The organism is Halomarina halobia (assembly GCF_029338575.1).
GTDB lineage: Archaea > Halobacteriota > Halobacteria > Halobacteriales > Haloarculaceae > Halomarina > Halomarina halobia.
In genome coordinates this window covers 2,806,753-2,819,322 of sequence record NZ_CP119992.1, presented here as the reverse complement: position 1 = coordinate 2,819,322, position 12,570 = coordinate 2,806,753, and the positions used below count along the sequence as shown (strand labels likewise).

Annotated in this window: 12 protein-coding genes; 7 read left to right on the top strand and 5 right to left on the bottom strand. The window is 72.0% G+C overall.

Features of this window, described 5'->3' with window-relative positions; translation table 11 throughout:
- Nucleotides 1-31 precede the first annotated feature (31 nt).
- Both P1K31_RS14940 and P1K31_RS14935 read right to left on the bottom strand, forming a co-directional pair.
- Nucleotides 32-1,099, bottom strand: coding sequence for a sodium:calcium antiporter (locus tag P1K31_RS14940; RefSeq protein ID WP_276304122.1), 1,068 nt, complete (start codon nucleotides 1,097-1,099; stop codon nucleotides 32-34).
- Between the two features lie 170 nt (nucleotides 1,100-1,269).
- A complete protein-coding gene (locus P1K31_RS14935; RefSeq protein WP_276304121.1) occupies nucleotides 1,270-1,602 on the bottom strand; it encodes an ArsR/SmtB family transcription factor in 333 nt (110 codons plus the stop codon).
- A gap of 102 nt (nucleotides 1,603-1,704) precedes the next feature.
- Here P1K31_RS14935 and P1K31_RS14930 point away from each other — a divergent pair, with 102 nt between their 5' ends.
- The 3 genes from P1K31_RS14930 (at nucleotide 1,705) to P1K31_RS14920 (ending at nucleotide 3,973) form a co-directional block, all read left to right on the top strand.
- Complete coding sequence (locus P1K31_RS14930; protein WP_276304120.1) at nucleotides 1,705-1,998, top strand: amphi-Trp domain-containing protein; 294 nt, start codon at nucleotides 1,705-1,707, stop codon at nucleotides 1,996-1,998.
- 82 nt (nucleotides 1,999-2,080) lie between these two features.
- Complete coding sequence (locus P1K31_RS14925) at nucleotides 2,081-3,160, top strand: ABC transporter substrate-binding protein (protein WP_276304119.1); 1,080 nt, start codon at nucleotides 2,081-2,083, stop codon at nucleotides 3,158-3,160.
- A gap of 3 nt (nucleotides 3,161-3,163) precedes the next feature.
- Nucleotides 3,164-3,973 (top strand): ABC transporter permease, encoded by an 810-nt coding sequence (locus P1K31_RS14920; RefSeq protein ID WP_276304118.1) that lies wholly within the window; start codon nucleotides 3,164-3,166, stop codon nucleotides 3,971-3,973.
- Here the strand turns inward: P1K31_RS14920 and P1K31_RS14915 are convergent.
- From P1K31_RS14915 to P1K31_RS14905, 3 genes are read right to left on the bottom strand one after another with little or no spacing between them, the layout of a single operon-like run.
- Nucleotides 3,928-4,725 (bottom strand): ABC transporter permease, encoded by a 798-nt coding sequence (locus P1K31_RS14915; protein WP_276304117.1) that lies wholly within the window; start codon nucleotides 4,723-4,725, stop codon nucleotides 3,928-3,930. The two genes, P1K31_RS14920 and P1K31_RS14915, sit on opposite strands and share 46 nt — an antisense overlap.
- A complete protein-coding gene (locus P1K31_RS14910) occupies nucleotides 4,722-5,462 on the bottom strand; it encodes an ABC transporter ATP-binding protein (RefSeq protein WP_276304116.1) in 741 nt (246 codons plus the stop codon). Before P1K31_RS14910 ends, P1K31_RS14915 begins: the two co-directional genes overlap by 4 nt.
- Nucleotides 5,459-6,754, bottom strand: coding sequence for an ABC transporter substrate-binding protein (locus tag P1K31_RS14905; RefSeq protein ID WP_276304115.1), 1,296 nt, complete (start codon nucleotides 6,752-6,754; stop codon nucleotides 5,459-5,461). The genes P1K31_RS14910 and P1K31_RS14905 overlap by 4 nt, the downstream gene beginning before the upstream one ends.
- A gap of 258 nt (nucleotides 6,755-7,012) precedes the next feature.
- Here P1K31_RS14905 and P1K31_RS14900 point away from each other — a divergent pair, with 258 nt between their 5' ends.
- The 4 genes from P1K31_RS14900 to P1K31_RS14885 all read left to right on the top strand — a co-directional run bounded on the left by P1K31_RS14900 (nucleotide 7,013) and on the right by P1K31_RS14885 (nucleotide 12,561).
- Entirely contained in the window at nucleotides 7,013-7,183 is a 171-nt protein-coding gene (locus P1K31_RS14900) for a hypothetical protein (protein WP_276304114.1), read from the top strand.
- Nucleotides 7,184-7,332: 149 nt separating this feature from the next.
- Nucleotides 7,333-7,770, top strand: a complete 438-nt coding sequence (locus tag P1K31_RS14895; RefSeq protein WP_276304113.1) for a VanZ family protein — start codon at nucleotides 7,333-7,335, stop codon at nucleotides 7,768-7,770.
- Nucleotides 7,770-8,900: an archaeosine biosynthesis radical SAM protein RaSEA gene (locus tag P1K31_RS14890; RefSeq protein WP_276304112.1), complete on the top strand. Its 1,131-nt coding sequence runs from the start codon at nucleotides 7,770-7,772 to the stop codon at nucleotides 8,898-8,900. Before P1K31_RS14895 ends, P1K31_RS14890 begins: the two co-directional genes overlap by 1 nt.
- 76 nt (nucleotides 8,901-8,976) lie before the next feature.
- Complete coding sequence (locus P1K31_RS14885; protein ID WP_276304111.1) at nucleotides 8,977-12,561, top strand: tetratricopeptide repeat protein; 3,585 nt, start codon at nucleotides 8,977-8,979, stop codon at nucleotides 12,559-12,561.
- Nucleotides 12,562-12,570: the final 9 nt, after the last annotated feature.

Below are 12,570 nucleotides of genomic sequence, written 5' to 3'. Positions count from 1 at the left end.
GCGGAGCCTCGGGGAACCGTCGTCCGGGCGCTCAACCGGAGATCGGCACCTCGCTGATCACGAAGATCGCGACGAGCCAGTAGACGACGTAGAACCCGCCGAGCAGGTATCCGTGCCACCGCTTCAGTCGTCCCCGGTGGAGGAAGTAGGCGGCGAGGGCCGTCACGACGATGACCGCGGGGAGGTGAAACGTGAGCACCGATCGCGAGATCTCGAGATCGCTGATCAGCATGATGATGCCGACGTTTCCGGTCACCGAGAAGAGCACGCTGCCGATGACGTTGCCGACGCCGATCTCGGGGATTCCCCGGCGGACGGGCTCGAGGGTGAGGAGGACGTCCTCGAACGTGAGGATCACCGTGAGGACGGTCGCGCCGAACACGGTCTCCTCGATGGCGAGGTCCTCGACGACGACCTCGGAGCCCGCCTCCAGCAGCATCGCACCGAAGACGACGCCGGCGAGCGCCACGACCGCGAGCGCGAGCCACAGCCAGCCCGCGGCGGGCCGGTCGCCGACGAGTCGATCCTCGAGGATCGGCGACACCGAGCGGGAGACGCGGACGCCCCCGTCGGCCCGTAGCGTCTTCCCGATCTCCGAATCGCGGAACACGGGTCGGTCGCGCTGGTACTCGCGGTAGATGAGGTACCCGAACATCGCGACGAACAGCCCGACGAGGACGACCCCGTGGACGAACGTGAGCGTTTCCAGGAGGACGAACGGGACGAGGAGGAACGGGGACAGCGCGAAGAGCGCGAGATAGTCGGCGGGGAGTTCGACCGGGAACGGCCTGACGATCGCGGTGAGCGCGAGCGTCACGCCGACGATGGCCAGCGCGGTGCCCAGCGCCGTTCCGAGCGCGACCCCCTCCAGGTCCCCGGCGCTCAAGACGAGCGCGAGGATCGTGTCGTCGAACTCGAACCCGGTGAAGACGATGGCGAGCGCGAAGAGCGACACGTTCAACCCGAGGGCCGCGCGGGTCAGGTAGCTGATCAGCTTCTCGACGGCCACCGTCAGCACGATCGCCCCGACGGCCAGAACGATGATCGCCCCCGAGAGCCCCTGGGCCGACACGAACGACTCGATTGCTTCCTCGACCATGCACACCGAATCGAAGTCCACCGGTATGTACCTTGGTAACTAGGTACTCGAATACGTTGAACGCGAATACACGAACGCCGACGTCGGGCGGGTCGGCCGGCGGCGCGTCCGATTCGACGCCGGGAGTGCCCGCGCGGGACCGACGGTACTGTGTGGTACGTCGCGGTGCGCTACGCGTCGTCGTTCACCGAAAACCCGTACTCCGCGTCGCCGTGCTCGGCGTCGTCGCGCCGCCCCGTCTCACGCGCGTGGAGGACGAACGTGCGGTCCGGACGGGGTTCCGCCCGGAGTTCGACGGCCTTGACGAGCCGGTAGTACTTGCGGCGACCGGCCCGGTAGCTCGTGACGAGACCGGCCTCCTCGAGCACGGCGAGGTGATGGACCGCCGTCTTGCCGTCCATGCCGACCCGTTCGGCCAGTTCCGAGACGTACCGCGGACCCGATGAGACCTCCTGGAGGATCTGTAGGCGCGCCTTGCTCCCGAGAACGTCGAACAGCGACATGCCCTGTGCATGTACACCGATTCACAAGAATCTATCTCGGCGACGGGTGCCCGTGCGCGGCGCGCCGCACAGCCATTATCACGTCCCGCGCTAACTACCGACATGGCCAATCTGCCGGGCGAGAAACGGGACGGGCGAACCGTCATCACCGAGGGGTACTTCGAGCGCGAGGTCCATCTGTCGCGTCAGGCCACGGCGACGTTCCTCCGGGAACTCGCCGACCAGATCGAGGCGGACACGCGACTCACCATCTCGAGCGCGGACTGGGAGGTCCCGTTCGAGTACAGGGAACCGATCGAGGTCGAGGTCGAGTTCGTCAGCCAGCAGGAGGGCGAACTCGAGATCGAACTCGAGTTCACCGGCGCGAGCGGGGAGGGCGGACTGTCGGTCGACTGATCGAGGCCACCGGTTCGGGGGACTCCTACATAAATAAACGACCGTATTTTTTATCACCCGGCGTGGATAGCTAACGTCAGTCATGGGACAGTCACGGCGGGCGTTTCTCTCGGCGGCGGGACTCGCGGTGGGTGCCGGGTGCGTGGGCGAGCTGACGACGGGCGGCTCGAACGATCGGACGGCGACCGCCTCGGACCGTCCGAGCGCGACCGACGTCTCGCTACTGCTGAACTGGAAGCCGAGCGGCCTCCACGTCCCGTACTACGCCGCGAAGGCGGAGGGGTTCTACGAAGAGCAGGGGCTCTCGGTGTCGAAGATCGAGAGCGGGCAGGGATCGGACTTCGCGGCCAAACAGGCCGGCCTCGGGAACGCGGCGTTCGCCGTGACGAGCGCCGACCAGGTCCTCAACGTCAACAGCCGCGACGTCTCGCCGCTCTCGGTCGGCGTCGTGATGCAACGGAGTCCAGTGGTGCTGTTCACCGTCCGCGAGAACTTCGGGGCGGAGTTCTCGGCCGTCGGGCAGCTCGCGGGGAAGACCCTCGGCACCGGGCCGGGGATGGTCGGGCTGCTCTCCACGCTCCTGCTCGAACGCGAGGGCGTCCTGGACAGCGTCGAGATGGTCGACACGGGGTACGACACGGTCCAGCAGTTGCTCTCCGGGGAGATCGACGTCGCGGGCGGCGTGTTCGGCGACGTCGTCGACGCGCGACACCAGGGGTACGCGACCGACTCCGTCCGCGTCGCGTCCGCGATCCCCTCCTACGGACACGTCCTCGCCACGAGTGGGACGTTCGCCGACGAGCACCCCGGGACGGTCCGCGCGTTCCTCCGGGCCACGGCCCGGGGGGCCGCGTGGGCGCATCGACACCCCGAGGCGGCGACCGACCACCTCGTCGACGCGGTGCCGGTGCTGGGCGAGTCCCGGGAGCAGCAGCGGGACAAGTGGCGGCTGATGAGCTCCGGGTTCATGCTCTCGGAGACGGTTCGATCGAAGGGGTGGGGGCGGAGCGCGCCGGAGCCGTGGCGGACGATGCACGAGGCGCTGGACGACGCGGACCTGCTCGGCGGGCGCGTCGACCCGGACGAGGTGTGGACCAACGAGTACATCGACGCGGAGTACGAGTACGTCTCCTCGTACGCCGAGGCGGTCTCGAACTCGTGAGGCATGACCGGACACCGGCGCGAGCAGGGCGAGGGCGGTAACCGGTCGCGACCGAACGGCGCGCGCCGCGTCCGAGCCCGCGTTCGTCAGTATCGACCCGCGCTCGCCCTGCTCGCGCTCCTGCTCGTCGCGTGGCAACTCGCGACGGTCCTGTTCGCCGTCCCGACGGTCGTCCTCCCCTCGCCGCTCGACGTCGGCGCGGCGCTCGTCGACGCCTGGCCGACGCTGCTCGGGGACGCGCTCGTCACCGGCGTCACGGCGGCGCTCGGACTCGCCGGCGGCGTGTGCGTCGGCCTCGTCGTCGCGTTCGGGATGACGACCTCCCGGACCGTCGAAGCGGTCGCGCGCCCGTACGTCGTCGGGCTCCGCATCGCGCCGCTCGTCGCCGTCGCGCCGCTGCTGTTTCTCTGGTTCGGACGCGGGATACTCCCCCGGGCGCTGCTGGTGACGACGATGACGCAGTTCCCGGTCGCCGTCGCCTCCGCCGGCGGCCTGCGCGCCGTCCCCCGGGAGTACCTCGACCTGGCCCGGTCCGTCGCGGCCTCCCCCCGGCGGACCTTCCTCCGGATCCGCGTTCCCGCGGCCGCGCCGAGCGTCTTCGCAGGCGTCAAACTCGCCGCGGCGCTGGCGGTCATCGGGACCGTGGTCGCGGAGTTCGTCACCCTCACCGCCGGGCTGGGATACCGTGTGTTCGTCACGGCCGCGAACCTGCAGACCGCGCGGACGTACGCCGCGCTGTCCGTGCTCGTCGCGCTCGGGCTCGCGTTCTACCTCGTCCCCGGCTGGATCGAGCGGCGATCGCGATCGCGGTGATCCCACAGCACGCGCCGCTCGACGGCGACGACGACCCCGTAGAGCGCGAGCCCCTCCAGGATCAGAACGATCAGCGCCGCGAGCGTGATGTCCGTCCGGACGTTCTCGAGCGCGACCAGGATCAGCGCGCCGAGCCCGTCGGTCGAGACGACCCACTCGGCGACGATCGCGCCGACGACCGACAGCGTCGTCGACTGCTTCACGCCCGCGAAGGCGTCGGGGAGCGCGTGCGGGAGGCGCAGGTGGACGAACGTCGCGAACGGACCGGCGTCGACCGACGCGAACAGGTCGAGCTGCCCCACCGGGACGCTCTCTAGCCCGGCGACCGTGCTCACGACCATCGGGAAGAAGGCGACGAGCGCCACGAACGCGATACCCGTCGCCGATCCCGTTCCTAGGTAGATGAGCAACACCGGCGCGACGGCGATCTTCGGCAGGACGCGAGCCGCCACCAGGTACGGAACCAGGGTCCGGCGCAACAGCGGCGCGTGCGCGACGAGCACCGCCAGGACGGCCCCGCTCGCGACGCCCGCCGCGCCGCCGACGAGGACGCGCCGCAGGGTAATCCACGCGTTGACCGCGTACAGTTCCGGGCTGTCGACGAGCCGCGCGCCGACGCTTCCCGGCGACGGGAGGAGATACTGCGGGAGCGCGAGCGCCGCGGACGCGACCCACCACAGCAGGACGCCGACCCCGAGCGCGACGACCGGGAGCGTCAGGTCGGCGGCGGGGACCCGGTCGGCGACGCTCATCGGTCGTCGGTGAGCGCGGCGCGGACGGCCGCTACCCGGCGCTGGAACGCCGGCGATTCGAGCACCGATCGATCGCGCGGTCGGGGGAGGTCGACGTCGAACGTCTCGACCACGCGCCCGGGGCTCCCCCGGACGACGACGCACCGATCGCCGAGGAGGACCGCCTCGGGGATGCTGTGGGTCACGAACACGACCGTCTTCGCCTCCTCGCGCCAGACGCGGCTGACCTCGATGCCCATCGTCTCCCGGGTGAGTTCGTCGAGTTCGCCGAACGGCTCGTCCATCAGCAGCACGTCCGCTCCGAGGTGGAGCGCGCGGGCGATGGCGACTCGCTGGCGCATCCCGCCCGACAGCGTCGCCGGGTACGCCCCCTCGAACCCCGCGAGCCCGACGCGGTCGAGCAACTCGCGCGCGGCGTCCGGCTTCGAGGGCTTCCCCGCGAGCCGCCGGAGGAACGTGACGTTCTCGAGCGCGGTCTTCCACGGCAGGAGCGTGTGCTGCTGGAACACGAACCCGACGTTGCCCCGCCGCTGGGCCCGCTCCGGCGGTTCCCCCGCGACCCGGACGCCGCCGGTCGTCGGGGATTCGAGCCCGCCGATCGTCCGCAGGAGCGTGGTCTTCCCGCAGCCCGACGGCCCGATGACCGTGACGAACCGACCGGCGGCGACGTCGAGGGTGACGTCCTCGATCGCCGTCACGTCACCGTACGACACCGCGAGGTCCTCGACCGAGATCATGGGACGTCGAGGAGGCCGGCGTGTCCGAGCGCCGTGTTCAACCGCCGCCACTCCTCGACCGTGTGCCACCCCCACCCGCGGTTTCGAACGGCCTTGCTCGACCCGAACTCGGAGACGGCGTCGGTCAGGTCGCGACGGCCGCGCTCGAGCGCGTCCGGGGACGCGGACGACCCGACGACCGCCCTGACGGCCTCGCCCGGGTCCGCGAGGACCGTCTCGCGACCGGCGAGCGTGCCCGCGAGGAACCGTTCGAGGTCGTCGTACCGCTCGCGGAGCGTCCCCTCCGTCGTCACGAGCGTCGGTCCGTATATCGGGAAGTGGTCGGCGATCGGGAGGACGTCGACCGTCGTGCCGTCGGCTTCGAGGGTCCGCGGGTCGGCGAACGTCCCGGTCACGACGTCCGCGCGGCGCGAGCGGAGCGCCGCGCGCTCCTCGCCGCCGACGTCGACGACGGTCGTCTCGTCGAGCAGGCCCGACTGCGAGAGGAACAGCCTGACGAGCAATCCCGTCTCCGAACTCCTCGGCATCCCGATGCGACGCCCGCGCAACCGTTCGACGCCGTCGAGCGGACCGCCGAAGGCGTCCCTCGTCGTGTAGAGCACCGCCATCGCCCGCTGGAACAGCGGCGCGAGCGGCACGAGCGGCGCACCGCCGGCGCGCGTTCGAACCGTGGTCGCCGCGCCCGCGACGACCACGTCCGCCTCGCCGGCGCGCAGCGCGTCGAGGGCGCGCCCGGAGCCCTCGAACGACCGGATCCCGACGGTCATCCCTCGGTCCTCGTAGTCGCCCCCCTCGACGGCGGCGAACAGCGGCGCGTGGAGGACGTTCGGACGCCAGTTCAACCCGACCGTGAGGGAACCGTCTCCCCCCGACTGTTCGGATCCGTCTCCGGGCCGTACGTCTTCGGCCCCCGTCTCGGCGGCGACGGCGGCCGCCTGAGTCAGGAGATCCGCCGCGTGGTGGGAGTAGACGCGCTCCACGGTGGCGGGAACGTCCGCGCGCGGTCGCCACGCCTTCGGTGGCCGCCCCCGCCCGTCCCGCTCGACGGTCGAGGCGATGACGAGATCGCGTTCGTCGAGGGCGTTCAACGCCGCGGACACCGCGTTCCGGCTCTCCCCCGTTCCGATCTGGATCTCGAGGCGCGTCGCCGGAGCGGCGGCGAACGCCGGCTGTCGGTCCCGTAGGAGGAGGTACCCGAGGACGCGAGCGGTGCCGTCGCTCGTCCCGATCGCCAGCCGCGCTATCAGCTCGCAGTCCTCGTCGGCGAGCACCGGGTACTCCCGCGTCCGCATCGGTCGATCCTGGCGACCCAGGGTGAAATATCTTGCCAGTAACCCGCATGGTCGTCCGCGCACGTCCCGCCGGCGTACCGGTCTCGGCGGAACGCAGAGAAAGTGCCGCTACCGCCGAGAGACGGTCGGATCGGGCGACGCGTGCCGCCTGCACCAGCAGGCGCTCCCGTTACCCCCGTAGACGGCCAACGTTCGAACGCGATCGGTGAGTGACGCATCTACCCCGTCCACCGTCACTCACCCCCGAAACAGACGATCATGACAGACACGAAGAGCGCAGTCTACGTCGACAAGTGCGCACAGTGCGATACGTACGTCCTCACGGACGCCCCCGACGACCTCGCCCGTCGAATGAACGCCCACGAGCTGGCGTGCCACGGGCGGACGCAGCCGTCGCGCGCCGACCACGGGAAGCGCGACTACCGATGACCGGCCGCGACCGCGGACCGCCGCCCCCTCGTCGAATCCGTCCCCACGGACGCCCCCGGTGGTGCGACGGCACCACCCCGCCGCCACGACAGTGATCCTCGTCGGGACGGTTCCGACCCACTTATCGGTCGGTAGACGCACGTCCGGGCATGGCCCCGCGCCTCCCACTCGCCTCGCGGCGGGTCCGCCGCGCGCTCGTCGTCCTCTGGGCGGGATACGTGCTCGTGGCGAGCACGGTCGATCCGCCCTCCGGCGGACTCCCGCCGATCGGTCCCCTCGGGCTGGTCGGACTCGACAAGTGGCTCCACGCGCTCGCGTACGCCGCGATGGCCCTCCTGGTCGCCTACGCGCTCGCGGCGCGAACGCCCCGGACGCTGGCGCTCGCCGTCGCGCTGACCGCGGCCTACGGCGCGGGGATCGAGGCGGTGCAGGCGTTCCTCCCGCTGCGCGCGTTCGACCCCGCGGACGCGCTCGCCAACGCCGCGGGCGCGGCGCTCGGGGCGGCCGCGTGGAGCGCGCTGACGCGGATCGTCCCGCTCCCCGCCGACCGCGGAGGTTTTACGGGCGCGTCGGATAGCGAGGGGTGATGAGTACACCGAACCCCGAGGTCTACGAGCGGGGTCGCGGGATGGACGCGCACAACGCGGTGATGCGCGAGATCCGATCGCGCAACCGGCGCACCTACGACCCGCGCGAGCCGACCCGCGTCTGGCTCGACGAGGACAACACGCCGAGCGGAGTCTACCAGTCGCTCACGATCATCCTCAACACGGGTGGCTGCCGCTGGGCGCGCGCCGGGGGCTGTACGATGTGCGGCTACGTCGCGGAGTCCGTCGAGGGCGGCACCGTCGCCCACGAGGACCTGATGGCACAGGTCGAGGCCTGTCTGGAGCACGAGCGCGAGAACGCCGACGAACCGTCGGCGCTCGTCAAGATCTACACCTCCGGGTCGTTCCTCGACGAGCGCGAGGTGCCCGCGGAGACGCGGTCGGCCGTCGCCGAGACGTTCGCGGACCGGGAGCGGATCGTCCTCGAGTCCCTGCCCGACTTCGTCGACCGCGAGAAGCTGCGCGACTTCACCGACCGCGGCCTGGACACTGACGTCGCCATCGGTCTCGAGACCGCCACCGACCGCGTCCGCCACGACTGTGTGAACAAGTACTTCGACTTCGCCGACTTCGAGGCGGCCTGCGCCGAGGCGGAGGCCGCGAGCGGCTCCGACGCCGACGCGGACCCCGATTCGGACGCCGATCCCGGGACCGCGAGCGCGGGCGTGAAGGCGTACCTCCTGCTGAAACCCCCCTTCCTCACCGAGTGCGAGGCCATCGAGGACATGAAGCGCTCGATCCGGCGCTGCGCCGCGGTCGACGGCTGTCACACCGTCTCGATGAACCCCACGAACGTCCAGCGCTACACCATGGTCGAGGAGCTGTACCACGCCGGCGGGTACCGCCCGCCGTGGCTCTGGTCGGTCGCCGAGGTCCTCCGGGACACCGCGGACGTGGACGGGATCGTCGTCTCCGACCCCGTCGGCCACGGGAGCGACCGCGGCCCGCACAACTGCGGGGAGTGCGACGACCGCGTCCAGACCGCCGTCAAGGACTTCGACCTCCGGCAGGACCCGACCGTCTTCGAGCAGGTGTCCTGCGAGTGTCGGGCGACCTGGGAGGCCGTCGTCGACCGCGAGCGGAGCTACGGACTGCCGCTGACGCGGTGACGCGGGGTGACCGACGGTACCGCGCACCGCGTGAGGACTGTACACTTAAGTAGATCCATCCGGACGGCCTAGACGGATGGCCGATAGCAACGCGGACGACGAGTTCGTGCGGTTGCTGCGGCGTCGGGGCGACTTCCTCGATCACCTCCGCGGCGAACCACGGAGGAAGCGGGACCTCGTCGAGGCGCTCGACTGTTCCCGGTCGACCGTCGACCGGGCGCTGCGCGAACTCGAATACGCGGGGCTGGTCGAGCGGACCGGCGGCGGATACGAGGCCTCCGTCGCCGGGCGACTCGCCGCCGAGGCGTACGGCGACCTCCTCGAGACGGTCGGCGTCGTCCTCGGCTCGTCGGACCTGCTCGCGTCGCTGCCGAACGACTGCGACGTGGGGCCCGACGCGCTCGTCGGCGGCGAGCGGGTGCCGCTCGACACCGTCACGCCGTACGAACTGCCGCCGATGCTCCGCGAGTGCGTCGAGTCGGCGCGCCGCCTCACCGCCGTCGTCCCGGTCGTGGCCGACCCCCGCCTGCTGGGGGGATGCCAGGAGCGGGTCGCCGACGGCTCGCTCGCGCTCGACCTCGTCGTCGGCCCCGATCTACACGAGACGCTGTGCCGCCGTTTTCCCGACACCCTCCGCGAACTGGCCGACGGCGGAGCGACCATCGCCCGCGCGGAGCGCGCCCCGCCGTGTACTCTCCTCGTCGTCGAACGGCGCGACGGGACGCGGGCGGTCGCCTGCGTCACCTACGACGGCGACGCGAGGGACGGCGTCTACCGCAACGACGCCGACGCCGCCCTCGACTGGGCCACGGACTACGTCGAGCGCGTCCGCGACGCGGCGACCGACGTCACGGACGACGCCCGCTCGCTCGCCCCCGGAGCGCGCCGACTCGCCGCCTTCGACGACGGGTCGGCCCGATCGCCGCGCGACGACCGCCGCGTCCTCGAGCGCGAGGGGTTCGTCGAACTCACCGACGAGTACTTCGCCGCGCGCTCGCCCGCCTCGCCGACGACGAGTTGGCGCACCGGCCTCGACCTCGCGGAGGTGGCGGCGGGCTACGCGGCGGACCGGACCTACACGCGCGACGGGGAGCGGCGCTCGCTCGCGGACGACCTGCTCTCCGACCTGCGGTCGGGCGGCGACCGCGCGCTCGTCGGTCCGCCGGGGTCGGGCAAGAGCACCGTCTGCAAGACGGTCGCCTACCGCTGGTTCGAGGCGGGCGACGGGCCCGTCCTCTACCGCAAGCGCGGCACGGGCGAGGCGTTCGCCTCGATCGACGCGCTCCGCGCGTACCTGCGCGGAACCGACGGTCGCGCGCTCGTGGTCGTCGAGGACGCGCTCCGAGAGGAGGCGGCGGCCGTCTTCGGCGTGATGGCCGAGTACCGCGACGACCCCTCGGTGACGTTCCTCGTCGACGCGCGCGAGCGCGAGTGGGAGGACCCCTCGGCCCTGCCGCCGGACGCTCGCGTCGCCGCCTACCGGAACGAGGCGATCGAACGCGTCCGCATGCCCGGCTTCGCCGCCGCGGAGTGCGAGCGGTTCGTCCGGCACTTCGAGGCGACGACGGGCCGGCGCGTCGACCTCGCCGTGGACGACCTGCTCTCGGGCCTCGACGGGAGCGGCCAGGGGGACCCCGCCGACCTGCTCGTCGTGCTCCACCGCCTCGCGCTGTCGGTCGACCCGCTCGCCTCCTACGGCAGCGCGACGCCGACGACGCTCACTGAGGACGTCAGCCGGACCTACGAGCGCCTCCGCGAGGCGGGCGAGCGCGCACTCGACGTCGGCGCGCTCGTCAACCTCCTCAACGCGGCCGACGTCGGCGTCTACCCCGACCTGGTACACGCGCTCGCCGAGGACGACCACGACGCGATCGCGGACGCGATCGCCCTCCTCGACGGCCGGGTCGTCTTCGAGCGCGACGGCGAGGACGGGGGCGACGCGCCGTACCGGTCGGTCCACGAGTCCTGGTCGGCGCTGTTCCTCCGTCACCTGGCGGACCGCGAGGGCGAGCGCGCCGCCGAACGCCGCTTCGGCCGCGTCGTGACCGCACTGCTGTCGCTCGCCGACGACGAGACGCGCCGGGCGCGCATCGAGTGGGAGTTCCACGGCGCAGCGCCCGCGATCAAGGACGTCTCCGCCGATCCGGGGGGGTGGGCGGACGCGACCGTGGAGCGCGTGTTCGCGCTCGGCCTCTCCCGACCGGGACTCGCCCCGCTGTACGGGTCGAGCGCCTACTCGCGCATCGACCTGCCGGCGGCCTGCTCGCCCGAACTCGCGGTGCGCTGCACCCAGTGGCGCGGCGAGATGTCGCTTCGCGCCGGTCGCCTCGACGACGCGGAGCGCGAGTTCGAATACCTCGCCTCGCTCGCCGACGGCCTCGACGACGACGTCGAGGCCGCGACCCTCCACGCGCGCAGCCTGAAGTTCCGCGGGACCGTCGCGCTCAGGCGCAGCGAGTTCGACGAGGCCGAGTCGTTCTACGAGCGGGGGCTCGCCGGCTACCGCGCGCTCGGCGACGAGCAGGGCGAGGCCGACGCGATCAACAACCTCGGCATCGTCGCCTGGTCCCGCGGCGACCTCGGCGAGGCGGAGGCCTACCTGCGCGACTGTCTCGAGCGCTACCGCGCGATGGACGACCGGCGGGCGGAGGCGGACGCGCAGTTCAACCTCGCGACCATCCTCGACTCGCTGGGCGACCTCGACGCGGCCGCCGATCACTACCGGTCGTGCCTCGATCACTACCGCGCCGCGGGCGACCGCCGGACCGAGGCTGACACGCTGAACAACCTCGGGAACCTCCGACGGACGCGCGGCGACCTCGACGCCTCCGAGCGCAGCCTCACGCAGGCGCTCGACACCTACCGCGACATCGGCGACCGCCTCGGGGAGGCGAACTGCCTGCACAACCTCGGTCACGTCGCCCAGCTCCGCGGCGAGTACGACGGCGCGGTCGAGTACCACGAGCGCGGCCTCGACGCCTACCGCGAGGTGGGCGACACGCAGGGGATCGCCCACTGCCTGAACAAGCTCGGCGACGTGGACCGGCGGCGCGGCGACCTCGCGTCCGCCGAGTCGTACTACCGGCGGAGCCTGGAGCACCGCCGCGACATCGGCGACGGCATCGGCGAGGCCCAGAGCCTCCTCAACCTCGGACGCGTCGCCCACCGCCGGGGGGACGACGAGACCGCGGCCGAGTACGCGGAGCGCGGCCTGGAGCGCTACCGCGAGAGCGGCGAGGTCCGCGGCGAGGCGGAGGCCCTCCGCCTGCTCGGTCGGCTCGCCCGCGAGCGCGGCGCGTTCGAGACCGCCCGCGAGCGCCTCCGCTCGGCCCTCACGCGCTGTCGCGACAGCGGCCACCGGTACGGCGAGGCCCGGACGCTCGTCGAACTGGGTCTGCTCGCGGCCGACCGGGGCGGGTACGACGTCGCCCGCGAGCGCCACGAGGCGGCGCTCGCCGCGTTCACCGCCATCGGCGCGGTGCCGGACGTCGTCGAGACGCACCTCCACCTCGCCGCGGCGCTCGTCGAACTGGGCGATCCGTCCGCGGCGCTCGCCCAGTGCGAGGAAGCGGTCACGCTGGCGGAGCACGACGGCCTCGACGCGTCGGAGGCGATCGCCAGGCGGGACCGCCTCGTCCTCCGCGTCCGTCGGGACGGGTGAGCGCCGTCC